The sequence below is a fragment of the Oscillospiraceae bacterium genome (genome assembly GCA_025757985.1).
In the GTDB taxonomy this organism is placed as follows: domain Bacteria; phylum Bacillota; class Clostridia; order Oscillospirales; family Ruminococcaceae; genus Gemmiger.
Genome location: CP107210.1, coordinates 2170111 through 2185213 on the forward strand (window position 1 = coordinate 2170111; position 15103 = coordinate 2185213).

General features: G+C 54.3%; 12 protein-coding genes and 1 pseudogene. 3 read left to right on the forward strand and 10 right to left on the reverse strand.

Going from position 1 to position 15103, the window contains the following annotated elements; all coding sequences use genetic code 11:
- Window positions 1–798: 798 nt before the first annotated feature.
- The 8 genes from trxB to OGM67_10575 all read right to left on the reverse strand — a co-directional run bounded on the left by trxB (window position 799) and on the right by OGM67_10575 (window position 8327).
- The gene (gene trxB / locus OGM67_10540) at window positions 799–1725 is read right to left on the reverse strand and encodes a thioredoxin-disulfide reductase (GenBank protein ID UYJ34019.1); all 927 of its coding nucleotides are present in this window, start codon (window positions 1723–1725) and stop codon (window positions 799–801) included.
- 14 nt (window positions 1726–1739) lie between these two features.
- Window positions 1740–2063 carry a thioredoxin family protein gene (locus OGM67_10545; GenBank protein UYJ34020.1) on the reverse strand — a complete coding sequence of 108 codons (324 nt, stop codon included), beginning with the start codon at window positions 2061–2063 and terminating at the stop codon, window positions 1740–1742.
- Window positions 2064–2090: 27 nt separating this feature from the next.
- A complete protein-coding gene (locus tag OGM67_10550; GenBank protein UYJ34021.1) occupies window positions 2091–3134 on the reverse strand; it encodes a ribonucleotide-diphosphate reductase subunit beta in 1044 nt (347 codons plus the stop codon).
- Between the two features lie 10 nt (window positions 3135–3144).
- Window positions 3145–5661: a ribonucleoside-diphosphate reductase subunit alpha gene (locus OGM67_10555; protein UYJ34022.1), complete on the reverse strand. Its 2517-nt coding sequence runs from the start codon at window positions 5659–5661 to the stop codon at window positions 3145–3147.
- A gap of 209 nt (window positions 5662–5870) precedes the next feature.
- Window positions 5871–6245 carry a desulfoferrodoxin family protein gene (locus OGM67_10560; protein ID UYJ34023.1) on the reverse strand — a complete coding sequence of 125 codons (375 nt, stop codon included), beginning with the start codon at window positions 6243–6245 and terminating at the stop codon, window positions 5871–5873.
- Between the two features lie 22 nt (window positions 6246–6267).
- Entirely contained in the window at window positions 6268–6810 is a 543-nt protein-coding gene (locus tag OGM67_10565; GenBank protein UYJ34024.1) for a rubrerythrin family protein, read from the reverse strand.
- Between the two features lie 79 nt (window positions 6811–6889).
- Window positions 6890–7546 (reverse strand): Crp/Fnr family transcriptional regulator, encoded by a 657-nt coding sequence (locus OGM67_10570; GenBank protein UYJ34025.1) that lies wholly within the window; start codon window positions 7544–7546, stop codon window positions 6890–6892.
- 1 nt (window position 7547) lies between these two features.
- Window positions 7548–8327 carry a DUF134 domain-containing protein gene (locus OGM67_10575; protein UYJ34026.1) on the reverse strand — a complete coding sequence of 260 codons (780 nt, stop codon included), beginning with the start codon at window positions 8325–8327 and terminating at the stop codon, window positions 7548–7550.
- Window positions 8328–8759: 432 nt separating this feature from the next.
- Between OGM67_10575 and OGM67_10580 the strand changes: the two genes are divergently transcribed.
- From OGM67_10580 to OGM67_10590, 3 genes are read left to right on the forward strand one after another with little or no spacing between them, the layout of a single operon-like run.
- Window positions 8760–9131: a TetR/AcrR family transcriptional regulator gene (locus OGM67_10580; protein ID UYJ34027.1), complete on the forward strand. Its 372-nt coding sequence runs from the start codon at window positions 8760–8762 to the stop codon at window positions 9129–9131.
- 1 nt (window position 9132) lies between these two features.
- Complete coding sequence (locus tag OGM67_10585) at window positions 9133–9405, forward strand: hypothetical protein (protein UYJ34028.1); 273 nt, start codon at window positions 9133–9135, stop codon at window positions 9403–9405.
- The gene (locus OGM67_10590) at window positions 9402–14498 is read left to right on the forward strand and encodes an InlB B-repeat-containing protein (GenBank protein UYJ34029.1); all 5097 of its coding nucleotides are present in this window, start codon (window positions 9402–9404) and stop codon (window positions 14496–14498) included. Before OGM67_10585 ends, OGM67_10590 begins: the two co-directional genes overlap by 4 nt.
- 21 nt (window positions 14499–14519) lie before the next feature.
- Here OGM67_10590 and OGM67_10595 read toward each other — a convergent pair.
- Together OGM67_10595 and OGM67_10600 are read right to left on the reverse strand one after the other, a co-directional pair.
- Window positions 14520–14636: pseudogene (locus tag OGM67_10595) on the reverse strand (M23 family metallopeptidase).
- Between the two features lie 145 nt (window positions 14637–14781).
- Window positions 14782–14931: a DUF3846 domain-containing protein gene (locus tag OGM67_10600; GenBank protein UYJ34030.1), complete on the reverse strand. Its 150-nt coding sequence runs from the start codon at window positions 14929–14931 to the stop codon at window positions 14782–14784.
- Window positions 14932–15103 lie beyond the last annotated feature (172 nt).

Below are 15103 nucleotides of genomic sequence, written 5' to 3' on the forward strand. Positions count from 1 at the left end.
ACCTCTCCCGGCCTCTGGGGGCGCTCCACCGCCGTTACGGCGGTATCCTCGCGTCAGAAGCGGGACGCACCTGCCGAAACGCTCCTTGGGTTGCGGCAAGGTCAGTTGTATGTAGCCGGTGATTCGGATATTCGGTTATCAAGGTGCAGAAAAGGGGGAATGAGGGATTTTTTGTCCCTCTATATATGAATATCGCTTTAGGAAGGTAAAAGTTGGAGAAAAATCTACAATTTTTTCAAAAAAATACCGCCCTATCTCACGATAAGGCGGTAGATTGCGTTATTCTATGCTGCTCCTAAGTTTTTAGATAACAAATCACCATTGGCGGCGTTCTCAAACACTTCAAAAGCATCTTGTAGTTCTTCCAATCACAGCTGGTGTGTCTCTTTCCAGAGTATTTGTTTTCCGCGACATCATTTAGCATCATCAGAATAAAACCCGATGGCCTTTTGCAAAGCCAAGAAATGCTTTCTTGTGTATTTGATTGCCCTGTGCTCTCCTTGCATTTCTATCCTACAGGTAATCAAATTCTCGTCATTTTCTTTCACATGGTAAAACCGCTTGTCACGCGGTATACTACGCATAAAAGCACAGCCGCAGAGTACATCTGTGGCTGTGCTTTGTGTTCAGTTGCTCACTGTTGCGTGGACTGGATATGGAGAGACAACATATCTCCCAATCTTACATAGGTTATCTTATCTGCCATCACTCTGGCAGTTTGCCTTGCGGATATGTCGGCATCCCCACTGCGGTCGTATCCGGTCTGACCTTAAACATGGCTTTTTCAATCTACCTCCCTTATCGGTTTTCCGCGATATATTTCTCCGCCATGTGGACTGCCACCGCGCCGTCCGCCACGGCGGTGACCACCTGACGGAGGGGCTTCGTCCGCACGTCGCCCACGGCGTAAACGCCGGGAATACTGGTTTCCGTGGTCTCTCCGGCCACGATATAGCCGCCGTCCAGCGCCAGTTGACCCACCGCCAGCGCCGTGGCGGGCTGTCGGCCCACGCTGACAAATACGCCGTCGCAGTCCACCACGCTTTCCTCACCGGTGACGGTGTCCCGCAGGCGGACGCCGGTCAGCCTGTCCCTAGAAAGCAGCGCGGAAACGACGCTGTTCCAACGGAATTCCACGTTTTCGGCCTGTGCCAGCGGCTCGTAATAGATCTTGGTGGCCCGCAGGGTGTCTCTGCGGTGGACGAGGATCACTTTTTTCGCCACGCGGCTGAGAAGGAGGGCATCTGCCGCGGCGGAATTGCCGCCGCCCACCACGACCACCGTTTTGCCCTTGTAAAACATCCCATCGCAGGCGGCGCAGTAGGCCACGCCCCGGCCCACCAGTTCCGACTCTCCGGCCACGCCCAGCGTTCTGGGGTCCGCACCGGTGGCCAGCACCACGGTTTTCCCCCGGAAGATCCCCTCGCTGGTCTCCACGAGCTTGGGAATCGCCGTCAGATCCATGCGGAGGACTTCTGCGTATTCGCTGCGTGCCCCAAAACGCTCCGCCTGCTTTTGCATCTTCTCCGCCAGAGAGAAGCCGTCGATCCCGTTCTCAAAGCCGGGGTAGTTGTCGATCTGCTCGGTCAGGGCCATCTGCCCACCGGCGGACAGTTTTTCCAGCACGATGGTGTCCAGCCCCGCCCGTGCCGCGTACAGGGCGGCGGTGTAGCCGCCCGGTCCGCCGCCCACCACAATCATATCATAAACATGATTGTTGTTCATATCTGAACCCTCCGTTATTTCGCCAAGGCTTCCTGAATGAAACGGTCGATCTCTGCCTTTGAGCCGGGCGCGGTGATGGAACCCACGGCCTTTCCGTTCCGGAACAGCACCAGAGTTGGGATGACCTTGATTCCCTCGGCCCCCGCCAGCTGCGGCTCCTCGTCAATATTGATCTTGCCGACGACAAGGCTGTCCGCGTATTCCTCTCCAACCTTCTCATACGCAGGGCCGATCCTCCGGCAATAGCTGCACCAGGGCGCCCAGAAATCCACCAAAACAGGCTTTTCCTCCCGGATCAACTGCTTAAACTGCTCCTGATTCATGTTCATAGCTGCCATATCTGCCAGCTCCTTTCCTTTGTTTTCTTATAAATCGTCTATCAATGCGGTACTCTTGGCGTAGGCGGTACTGCGTGCCTCAAAGAAATCGGTCTTGACCATGTTGGCGTCGGCGTACTGGCTGACCCATTCCATGCTCTCCGGTTCGCTCTCAAAGCCCGGATACAATGCCGGATAGCCAAGGCTCGTCCAGCGAAGATTGCCGAGATAGCGGATGTAATCGCTGATCATCTGCCGGTTCAGTCCCGGGATGTCGTCGCCGATCACATAATGCCCCCATGCGATCTCCTGCTCCACGCCCTCACGCATCATCTCGCGCAGCGCTTGTACGCTCTCGGCTGTGAACAACTCCGGCTGCTCCTTTTGCAGCTCCGTGATGATATTGCGGAACAGCCACAAGTGCGTGTTCTCGTCGCGGTTGATATAGCGGATCTCCTGCGCCGAGCCGGGCATCTTCCCGTTTCGGGAGAGATTGTAGAAGAACATAAAGCCGCTGTAAAAATAGATGCCCTCCAAAATATAGTTCGCCATCATCACGCGCAGCAGCGTGGGAGCATCCTTCCGCTCCTGAAACTCGTTGTAGCAGTCCCCAATGAAGGTGTTGCGGCGCAGCAGATGCTCGTCCGTTTTCCATTGGTAGAGGATGTCATTGCGCTCCACAGGAGAGCAGATGGTGTCGAGCATATAGCTGTAGCTCTGTGAGTGGACACACTCCTGAAACGCCTGAATGGACAGGCAGAGATTGACCTCGTTGGCGGTAATGTAGGCGCCGATATTAGGCAGGTTCGCTGTCTGAATGGAATCCAAAAAGACAAGAAAACTCAAAATTTTATCGTAGGCGCTGCGCTCGGCTGACAGCAGGCGGGGATAGTCCTTCACATCCTGCGAGAGATTGATCTCCTCAGGAATCCAAAAGTTGTTCATGGCCTGCCGGTACCAGTCGCTGACCCAAGCGTACTTCATATTGTTGAAGTCGTTGAGGTTGGTGGTATTGCCGCCGATCATGCGCCGCAGGCGCACATCAGGGTCGCCCTCCGGGTTAAAGAGGGGCTTCTTCTTCAGTTCCATCATGCTATCCTCCTTATGACGAGCAGCTTTCGCAGTCCTCGACCTCAAGGGCCTTGCTGCGGACATAGTAAATGGTCTTGACGCCGACCTTCCACGCCTCTAAATACAGTCTGAGCACCTGACGCATGGAATAGTCATTGGTGATATAGAGATTCATGCTCTGCGCCTGGTCAATATGTCTCTGGCGAAGGCCCGCGGCGCGCACCGACCAGCTTTGGTCGATCAGATGCGCCGCCTTATAGTACCACCATGTATCCATAGAAAGCTCCGGGGCAACGCGGGGCAGCATGCTGCCCTTTTTCTCCTCTAAGAAGAATTTCTTCATAATTGGATCAATGCCCGCCGACGTGCCGGAGAGGATAGATGTGCTGGAGGTCGGTGCGACCGCCAGCAGGTAGGCGTTGCGCATTCCCTGCACCGCCACCGTTTCCGCAAGCGCCCGCCACTTTTCTGAGGTATAACCTCGCTTTTCAAAATACGCGCCTGTCTGCCAGTCGCTGCCCTCAAAGAGCGCGTAGCGGCCCTTTTCCTGTGCCAGTGCTGTGTCCGCCTTGACGGCGGCGTAGTTGATATGCTCGAATACCGCATCGGTGAAGGCAAGGTGCTCCTCGCTCTCCCATCGGATGCCGCGCTTTGCCAGCATGTGGTGGTAGCCGCTGACGCCCAGACCGATGCTGCGGTACTTCTGATTGGTAAGCCGCGCGTATTCCAACGGGTAGAAGTTGAGGTCGATCACATTATCCAGTGCGCGGATGGCCGTTTCCACCGTGCGTTCCATATAGGCCTCGTCCTCCACCGGCAGATTACCGAGAGACAGACTCGCCAGATTGCAGACCACAAACTCACCGGGGCGTGTGGCCGTCACCACCACTGTGTCGCCGTTCTCCGTGTGCACCTCAGTGCTGATATGCTCGATGGGCGCCATGTTTTGTGCAATCTCCGTGCAGAGATTGGAGCAATAGATCATTCCCGTGTGGCCGTTTGGGTTCATACGATTTACGCTGTCGCGGTTGAAGGCGAAGGGCGTGCCGGTCTCCACTGCCGAGCGAAGCACCAGCCGCACGATGTCCTTGACGGTGACGCTGCGCTTTCCGATGCGCGGGTCATTGACGCAGTCCAGATACCGCTTCTCCCATTCCGTACCCCAGTAATCCTCCAGAGCGTAGCCCTTGACCGTGAGGATCTCATGCGGACACATGAGATGCCACGGCGCGTCTATGTTCTCCTCCGCCAGTCGCCAGAAGAGATCCGGATAGCACACGGCGGGAAACACATCATGCGCCTTCATGCGGTCGTCGCCGTTGTTGGTGCGCAGTTGAAGGAATTCCGGCAGATCCCGGTGCCATGCGTCTAAGTAAACCGCCACAGCGCCCTGCCGCATCCCCAACTGATCCACCGCCACGGCGGTGTCGTTGACCAGCCGAATCCAGCGGATAACACCACCCGCCGCCCCTTGAAAGCCGCGGATGGTGCTGCCTGCAGCGCGCACCTTACCGAAGTACATCCCCATTCCACCGCCGAATTTAGAGACCTTTGCGAAGTTGTCCAGCGAGCGGTAGATGCCGTCCAGACTGTCCGGCACAGTGTCCACAAAGCAGCTTGAAAGCTGATGGTAGGGCTTTCGTGCGTTAGACATGGTAGGTGTCGCCATCGTGACCTCCATACGGCTGAGCATATCGTAAAAGCGCTTTACCCACCCCATGCGGTCAGAGCCTTCGTTCATAGCAAGATGCAGCGCGATACCCAAAAACATCTCCTGCGGTGTTTCCAGCGGCACGCGGCTGCGTGACTGGATCACATAGCGTTTGAGCAGAAGGTCAAGGCCGGAGTAGGTGAACAGCTCGTCCCGTTCCGGGCAGAGAAAGTCCTCCGCCATGGCAATCTCCTCGTGGGTATAGTGGGCAAGGATATAGTCACCGTAGAGTCCCTTATCCGTCAGATAGCGAAGCCTGCCATAGAGGTCGCCGACGCCGCGCCCCTCCCATTCCTGTGCGTTGCGACAGCGAAAGGAGTGGTTCAGAAGCCGCGCCGCGATGAACTCCCACTTGGGTGCCTCTGCCGTAGTCAGCTCTACCGCCGCCTTGGTCAGTGCCTCAGCCCGCTCATCCTCCGTCATGCCCGGGCGACAGAAACTCTCAAACTTCATTTGAAGCGCCGCGAGGGAGTAGACTTCCTCGGTAAAATCCATCTGGATGCGGCGAAGCACCTCGTCAAGCGAGTCATCCCCCACCGTCCGAGCGATGGTATGCCGGACACGGCGCAGCGCAGACCGCTTTTCGCGGTAGAGGATGTACGCCTTGGCCACCTCATAGTGTCCGCGCTCCATGAGCGTTCGCTCCACCTCGTCCTGCACACGTTCCACGGTGAGCGGCACTGTGACGGAGAGATTGTCGAGAACGGTGGCGAGGATCTCATCCAGCTCGCTGCTCCCGATCTCCCGGCCCTGTCCGTCAAACGCCTTTTTCATGGCGTTGAAAATTTTCTCCTGTTGAAAGGGAACAGACTCCCCGTTTCGTTTTCTGATCTCCATTTCGATTCTCTCCTCTTCTCCGGTCACTTCTCTGATGGTGCTGATAATCTCCTAATCGGGATTGAGCTTGATTTTCATGTTCGCCACATCTTTCTTGTTTATTGATTGTGGCTATATCATACCGCAGGACAAAGCATTTTTCTGTGACGAGGTTACATTGATAAAAAAAATCCGGTGCTCAAAAAAGCACCGGATTTTTGAAAGATGAATTACGCTTTCCACAGACTGTGGAGGTTGCAGTAGGCGTAGACCGCCTCGACCTCATCGCCCTCGCAGAGAGCGAAGCAGACCTCCGGCTTTTCGCCGGGATGCAGTTCCTTACGCTGATTGCCCTGCTTGGTCTGGAGAGATACCCATTCGATGTAGTGCTCCGGCAGCATGGGGTGCTCCACGGAGCCGACCTTGACATGGACGATGCCGTTTTCCACCGTCCAGACAGGGACGTGCTTCTCCACGGCGGCGTCGGTGGTGCCGGGAACGAGCTCGCTCATCGGCTCGCCGCAGCAGACGACAGGGACGCCTACGTCCTTAACTTTGGCAATGATGTTACCGCAATGCTTGCAAATGTAAAACTTCTGATCCATGATAATTCTCCTTTTCTTTACTTTAATAGTTTTCTGCGTGAATTTCAAAATAGCTCTGTGGATGGTTGCAGGCAGGGCAGACCTCCGGCGCTTTCTCACCGATCACAATGTGACCGCAGTTGCGGCACTCCCACACCTTGACCTCGCTCTTGGCGAAGACCTCCGCCATCTCCACATTGTGCAGCAGGGCACGGTAGCGCTCCTCGTGGTGCTTTTCAATGGCGGCGACCAGGCGGAAACGCTGCGCCAGCTCATGGAAACCTTCCTCATCGGCAGTTTTGGCAAAGCCGTCGTACATATCCGTCCACTCGTAGTTCTCGCCCTCAGCAGCAGAGAGAAGGTTTTCGGCGGTGTCGCCAATGCCGTTCAGCTCTTTGAACCACAGCTTGGCGTGTTCCTTCTCATTATCAGCGGTTTTGAGGAACAGTGCCGCGATCTGCTCGTAGCCTTCCTTCTTGGCCTTGGATGCAAAATAGGTGTACTTGTTGCGCGCCTCGGACTCACCGGCAAAGGCAGCCATCAAGTTTTTTTCAGTTTGAGTTCCTGCGTATTTCGTTTCTTTCATGTTGGATACTCCTTCCTGTTTTTCTGCCTTTATTGTAGCAAATCTATGATTTTCTTCTGTAACGAAGTCACATTTCTTTTTATTTTAGACGATTTAGTCTGTTCTTATCCCGCAGCGTGATTGCACCACGCTTCAGCTCCACCAGCCCGTCCTCCGAGAAGCTTTTGAGCATCCGTGCCACTGCCTCCCGTGCCGAGCTGATGTGCTGGGCGATCTGCTCATGGGTCATGCGTATCGTGTCGGAGCCGGTACGCTCCGCTTCGGCAAGGAGAAATTCTGCCAGCCGCTGATCCAATCCCTTGAACATAATCTGCTGCATCGCCCACATCACATCAGAAAACCGTTTCGTTGCCAGTTCATAGAGAAAACAGCGGACATGGAGATTTTTCTCCTTGAGTGCAGCAATGACAATTGCAGGGATAATCAGAACGTCCGTATCCATTCCGGCAGTCATTTGCGTATCAAAGGTGATCTGACTGATCACGCAGGAGGCGGAAAGCACGCATAGTTCGCCCGGATACAGGCGGAACAGCGTTACCTCCCGCCCCTCATCAGAGAGAAGATAGGTGCGAATCTCGCCGGAAAGAATAAGCAGCATTCCGAGACATTCATTGTCGCTGCTGTGAACGAACGCACCCTTTTCATAATGACGGACAAAGGCACTTCGGCGTAGCGTTTCTTGCTCCTGTTCGGTCAAGGATGACCAGAACGGAAGTTGTGTCAGTGTGCGTTCCATATCAATGGCAGCCGTGCTTGCCGCAGCCGTGGTCACCGCAGTAGTGACCAGCCTCGCCGTGCTCATGGTCATGGTGGTCACAGTGAACATTGGGATCGTAGCCCAAACTTCCGTTGAGCAACGCGCTCACCGCCGCGTCAGCGTCCCCGCTGACACCGCCGTAGAGCTTGATGCCCGCTTCGGCGAGTGCTGCCTGCGCACCGCCGCCGATGCCTCCGCAAACCAGAGTGTCCACACCGTGCTGCATCAGGAAGCCTGCCAGTGCGCCGTGACCGCTGCCGTTGGTGTCAACGACTTCCGTATGGACGATTTTGCCGTCCGCAACTTCATAAAGCTTGAACTGTTCGGTGTGACCGAAATGCTGAAAAATTTGACCGTTTTCATAGGTAACTGCAATTTTCATAATGGAATCTCCTTTGCATTTTTTGTTGAATTTTTCTGTGTTGGCTCTCTGCATCCGGCAGCAGCGGCCGCAGTGGGCTGCCTCCTGTCCTCCGCAGATGCGGTAGTTTCCCCCGGTGATGTGCAGCGGTTTCCCGTGGACAAGACACGCTGCGATCTTGCTCCGTGCGCTTTCGTAAATCTCCTGCACGGTAGAGCGTGAAATGTCCATCTGCGCGGCACACTGCTCGTGGGTTTGCTGCTCCAAGTCAACCAGCCGAATGACCTCGTATTCGTCCAGCGTCAGCAGGATCGGCTCGGTATTCTCGCACCCGTTGGGACAGAATGCATCGACCTGTGGTACGCCACAAATTCGACGGCACCGTGGCGGTCTTGGCATGGGCGCTTTCCTCCCTTTGTATTCGGTATATACCGATTATAGCACTTTGAGCAGAAAAAAGCAATTTTTTTCAAAAGCTGCTACATTTTCCGTCCTCATATGTGTACTGGCTGATATTCGGAGTCGAATGCTACATGTGAGCCTTGTTCGTAATTCCAGATTATCTAAGGCTGCTGTCAAACGACGGCAGCTTTTCTTTTTCGGGAAGTATTCAAAAAGTCATAAAGTTTTGTGAGTAATGGAAGAAGGCAGCATTTGCGAAAATGTCACAATTCAACGCAACGCAGAAAGCCTCAAATACCACTTGCCTTTTCATTCTCGAGATGTTATTATTAGTACGAATACTAACACTTTTATGGTGAGGTGATTTATTTGCGGAGAAGCAGCAGCGAAACAAGGAAGAAAATCCTGACCGCGTGCGTTCGTCTTTTTTTGGAGCAGGGGTATAAAAACACCTCGGTCAGTCAGATCGTGGACGAAGCGGGCGTTGCAAGAGGAAGCTATTTGAATCTGTTTCCGACCAAGGATAAAATTTTGCTGGACTTGACCGAAACGATGTTCGACGGTCAGTTCGGTGTGGCACGAAGCATTGCGGACGGCAAGCTGCCGCCGGTTTATGCCTATGCGGTGGATACGGCGATCCAGCTCACCCTCACCGAGCTGAACGAGAATCTGCGGGAGATTTATATCGAAGCCTATACCGCCCCGGATACGGCGGAATATATCTATGTGCATACCACGGCGGAATTAAAAGAGATTTTCGGCGGGAATTTCCCCCGATTACAGCGACAGCGATTTTTATGAAATGGACATCGGCACGGCGGGGCTGATGCGCAGCTATATGGCACGCAAATGTGACATTCATTTCCCGCTGGAGCGAAAAATCAGCCGCTTTCTGACGGCGGAACTGAGAGTGTACAAGGTGCCGGAGGAGGAGCAGGCCAAAGTGCTTGCCTTTATTCAGACACTGGATATCAAGGCGATTGCCACAGAGGTTATGTATAAGCTGTTTGCCATGCTGGAAATGAAATACGATTTTAAGCTGTCAAGAGACGGCGAAACGGAGGAAGCAAAATGAAAAAACGCATATTCAGCACCCTGCTTGCCCTGTGTATGCTGCTATGCCTTATGCCAACAGCGGCTTTTGCGGAGGAAAGCACGGAAACTCCGCCCGTGTGCAGCTGTGAAACAGCCTGCACGGCGGACAACATGAACAAGGAATGCCCTGTCTGTGGAGCGGAGAATGCCATACCGCAGAACTGCGGTCAATACGTCCCTGTTGAGGACCGAACCGGCGAAAACGGCAGCACCGAGAGAGCCGATGATCCGAATGGTCCCACAGAGCTGAGTGCCGCAGATCAGGTACAGGCCATGATCGACGGTTTACCGAACGCAGAAGAAATCACTGAAGATAACGCCGAAGAAGTCAAGGCGCAGCTTGAGGCCATCGACGAGGCGAAGGAGACGCTCTCCGACGAGGAAATCGATGAGCTGGATATGACCCGGTATGCGGAAGCTGCCGCTGCATTGGGGGCGCTGGCTGCGCCAATGCTATTGGCTAATGATTCGCCTAACGAGCAGTTTTCCCTCACCCCCGGCGGCAGATATTATTTTGACCTTTCGACGATGAATATTCCCGGCACGGCTAACGGCAGCCTGCCGGATGCGTCGCTGCACTATGTTCCCTTTACCTACGCAGGAACGGTGAACGCCTACAAGCTCACGTCTGCGATGGCGACCACCGAGGGATATGCACAGCAGAACAAATACGCTCACAGCCTGTTTATTGCGGACTACAATGTAACGCATACGGTAAGCTGGGATGACTTAAATACGAAAAGTCTGATTTTCGGCAAGGACTATGCCGCAGGCGGCGTGGGCTATACATTGCGTGCGCCGTCTTGTGGAAGTGGGTTTACCGATTCAGGCGATTCAGAGCGCGGTACGCCCCAAAGCAATGAGTGGGACGCGGTGCTGAACAAGAACAGCGGATATATCCAAAACTGGAATCAAATGTATTCGTGGGGGCAGGATGCTTATTTTGGCAACGCGTCGGACCCTGCGGTTCGCGGGTACGCTTCGGCCCGCCGCTGGAACCTCGACTATGCTGCGCACTCCATCCCGGACGTCGGTTTCCGCCCCGTCCTTGAAATCCTGAACCCTGACGCACTGGGTTCTGACGGACTGAAGGTCGTTACCCTTGACCTTGGCGGCGGAACGCTCGGCGGCAGCTCCGAGGATATTCAAATCATTGTGAAAAGCAGCGAGAGCTTTGCCGCGCCTGCATCCGACGGCCTGACCCGCCCGGACGGAGATACAGGCAGCTACTTCATGTGGCTCGGCAGCGACGGTAAATTCTACGCCCCCGGCGACAGTGTTCCGGCGGATGTTACCAAGCTCACGGCGCAGTTTGCTTTATCAGAACAGTTTTCCCTCAAACCGGGCGGCACCTATTACTTTGACCTCTCCAGCGCAAACATCCCCGGAACGGCAAACGGCAGTCTGCCGGACAGCACCCTGCACTATGTTCCCTTTACTTATGCGGGAACGATAGAAGCCTACAAACTCACGTCTGCGATGGCAACCACCGAGGAGTATGCACAGCAGAACAAATATCCCCACAGCCTGTTTGTGGCGGACTATGCCGTAACGCATACGGTAAGCTGGAATGGCCTGAATGACGAAGGTCTGATTTTCGGCAAAAATTATGCCAGCGGCGGCGTGGACTATACCCTGCGCGCACCGTCTGTGGGAAGTAACGCTACAGGTTCGGGCGATTCCCAACGCGGCGTGCCCCAAAGCAACGAATGGGACACAATGCTGAACAAGAACAGCGGCTACATCAAAAACTGGAATGGCATATATTCGTGGGGGCAGGACACAACAAGATACAACTCGTCGTTCCGTGCGGTTCGCGGGTTCATTTCGGCCCGCCTCTGGGGCATCGACAATGCTGCGAGCTCCGACCCGAATGTCGTTTTCCGCCCCGTGCTTGAAATCCTGAACCCTGACACACTGGGTTCTGACGGACTGAAGGTCGTTACCCTTGACCTTGGCGGCGGCACGCTGGGTAATAGCTCCGAGGATATTCAAATCATCGTGAAAACCGGCAGCGAGTTTACCGCGCCTGCATCCGACGGCATGACCCGCCCCAATGGAGATACAGGCAGTTACTTTATGTGGCTTGGCAGCGACGGTAAGCTCTACGCGCCCGGTGCCAGTGTTCCGGCGGACGTTACCAAGCTCACGGCGCAGTTTGCTTTATCAGAACAGTTTTCCCTTACCCCCGGCGGCACCTATTACTTTGACCTCTCGGCAATGGGTATTCCCGGCACGGTGAACGATGCTCTGCCGGATAATACCCTGCACTATGTGCCTTTTACCTACGCAGGGACGGCGGACGCCTACAAGCTCATGTCGGAGATGGCAACCACCGAGGAATATGCACAGCAGAAAAAATATCCCCACAGCCTGTTTGTGGCGGACTATGTCGTAACGCATACGGTAAGCTGGAATGACTTAGATACTGCGAGTCTGATTTTCGGCAAGGACTATGTCGCCGGCAGCGTGGACTATACCCTGCGCGCACCGTCTGTGGGAAGTAGTTATACAGGCTCAGGTGATTCAGAACGCGGCACGCCCAAAAGCAACGAATGGGATAAGATACTGGATAAGGACGACGGATATATCAAAAACTGGAGGGAGATGCTTTCGTGTGGACAAGATACTACTATAAGAATTTCGGCGTCGTCCCGTGCGGTTCGCGGGTGGAACCGTTCGGCCCGTTTCTGGACCAGCTACAATACCTCGTCTTCTTCTTCTTACCCGACCTTCGGCTTCCGCCCCGTCCTTGAAGTCCCGAACCCCGGCACGCTGGGCGCTGACGGGCTGAAAGCCGTTACCCTCAACCTTGGCGGCGGCAAGCTGGGCGGCAGCTCCGATGCTATTCACATCATCGTGAAAAACGGCAGCGCATTTACCGCTCCCGCGTCCGACGGCATGACCCGCCCGGACGGAAATACAGGCAGCTACTTCATGTGGCTTGACGGCAATGGCAATTCCTACGCCCCCGGTGCCAGTGTTCCTGCTGATGTGACGGAACTGACGGTGCAGTGGACAGCCCCGACCTATACCGTCACGCTGAACGCGGGCGACGGCACTATCAACAGCGGCAATGTCACCTCCTACACCTACGGCGTGGGCGCAACACTCCCGACAGCCGACGATATGACCTACACAGGCCACACGTTCAAGGGCTGGTATAACAACGAGAGTCTGACCGGCTCTCCTGTTACGGCAATCGGCGACACCGAAGCGGGCAACAAGGAATATTGGGCGAAGTGGGAAATCAATCAATATACCGTCACAGTCAAGCCCGAAAACGGCGAAGCGGATATTACCATAACGCAGGATTACGGCACACCGATTACCGCTCCGACCCTGACAAGAGATGGCTATCAGTTCAACGGTTGGGATAAAACATTCCCGACAACCATGCCCGCCGAGAATTTGACGATCACGGCTCAGTGGCGTGATATTGCAGCACCTACAGGCGAAATCAAGATTGCCGAAAACGACTGGAAGTCTTTCTTCAACACCATCACCTTCGATTTGTTCTTTAAGGATACGCAGATGGTAACCGTTACCGCTGCGGACAACAGCGGCAAAGCGGTGACAGTCGAATACCTGCTGAGCGATAAGGCGCTTACCGAATCGGAACTTGCGGGAATGACTTTCACGGCATATTCCGCACCGTTCAGTATCAATCCCGATAACGAGTATGTTATTTATGCAAAACTGACCGATACCAGCGGAAACGTTGCCTACATTAACACAAACGGCATCGTGCTGGACGCAACAGTCCCCGTTATCTCCGGCATTGAAGCCGGCAAAACCTATTGCGCAGCACAGACTATTACCGTTGACGAAAAGTATATCGGCACCGTGAAGGTGAACAGCACGAAAGTCATCCTTGATAAAAACAGTCAATTTGCTCTTTCCCCCGCAAGCGGAGAGCAAACGATTGTTGTGACCGACAAGGCAGGCAACGAGACAAGGGTTACCGTGACCGTAAATAACGGCCATACCTACGAGTGGCAGAGCGAAAACGGACAGTATTGGCAGAAGTGCAAATTCTGCAATCACGAAACTGCGAAAAAGGATATTCCGACCATTAACATCAGCGGTGCCGACAAGGTTTGCAGAACGCAGGATTACAAATTCAGCTTTACTTTGCCGGAAGGAGCTACCGGCGCAGCCTACGGATACAAATTTATCGGATTTGGTGACGGTCCTCTTACGCCGACCGTTGAGAATGGTTTGTACAGCGGTATCATAAAAGCATCCACATATCCGGCGAAAGAAAACAGCTTTAAGCTGATCGTGAGTGCAAAGACCGCTGACGGCTTTGACTTCTCTGCCGAAAAGAAGGTTACCATTCAAAACGAGCACTCCGGCGGCACAGCCACCTGCAAGGACAAGGCGATTTGCGAGGTCTGCGGCGAGAGCTACGGAAAGCTTGACCCGAACAACCACGCCAACCTCAAGCATATAGATGCAAAGGCGGCAACAAAGACTTCTGAGGGCAATATCGAATACTGGTACTGCGACGGCTGCAACAAGTATTACAAGGACGCCAAAGCAACACAGGAAATCACCAAGGCTCAAACCGTAACGGCGAAGCTGCCCCCGAAAATCACGGCCGGTGATGGTGCAACGGTCACACAGGGCGAGAAAAAGGAGCTGTCTTTCACTTCTGACGCATCCTTCGCCGATTTCCTTCGTGTAGAGCTTGATGGCACTGCGCTGGACGAAAAGAACTATACGAAGAAGGAGGGCAGCACGATAATCACGCTGAACCATGATTTTGTTGCTACACTTTCCGTGGGTGAGCATACGCTTGCGATCGTTTCTAAAAGCGGTACGGCAACAGCTAAGTTCACCGTTAAGGCAAAGCCGGCTGAAACGGCAACCCCGCAGCCCACTGTGACCCCGCAGCCTACAGCACAGCCGACGCAGACGGCGCAGCCCCAGGCGACGGTGCAGCCTGTTTCCCCGATTCCGCGCACCGGCGACACCGCCAACCCCGCATTGTGGTTTGCGCTGCTGATTGTCAGCGGCTCCGCGCTGGCGGCAATTTTCGTACTGCGCAGGAAAGCCAATCGCAAGTAAACAAAATGGGTATCGGCTATATCAGCGCACGGAAACCATATCCATAGGATTCACACGCACGCCATTCTGCATTACCTCAAAATGCAGGTGGTTGCCGGTGCTGTCACCGGTACTGCCTACATAACCTATAACCTGCCCTGCCGTTACCGCTTCTCCTGCGGTAACGGCAGTTTGCGTCATAAAGAGATCATAACCTCGCACTCTTTCTGCGTCAGCTTGTGCAGATACTTTTTGATCCCTTCCCACATCAGCTTGGACTCGACGCTTTCCTCAATCGGGTTCATCAGGCGTCTATATTCTCCCAAGGGTACACGGCTTCAATATCGCCGCCGTCAAGGGTTTGCATAGCCGCGAGGGTGTGCTCGATGACCCGTTCCTCCGGATACTTGCCCGGCTGAACATATAGAACGCAGATTTGGGCTTCTTTGGGCATAGTAAAACTCCTTTGTAAATAAAAATTCCGCTATGCCTTGGCTTAACAGTGATAAGGAAGTAATTCAACTTTCTACTGTTGGCTGACAGATTCGGGTGTGCAGGGCAACCGTAAGGTTGCAAAAGCTGTCTGTTTCCAACAGAAACAGACAGCTTTTGATTTACGTTGAAAG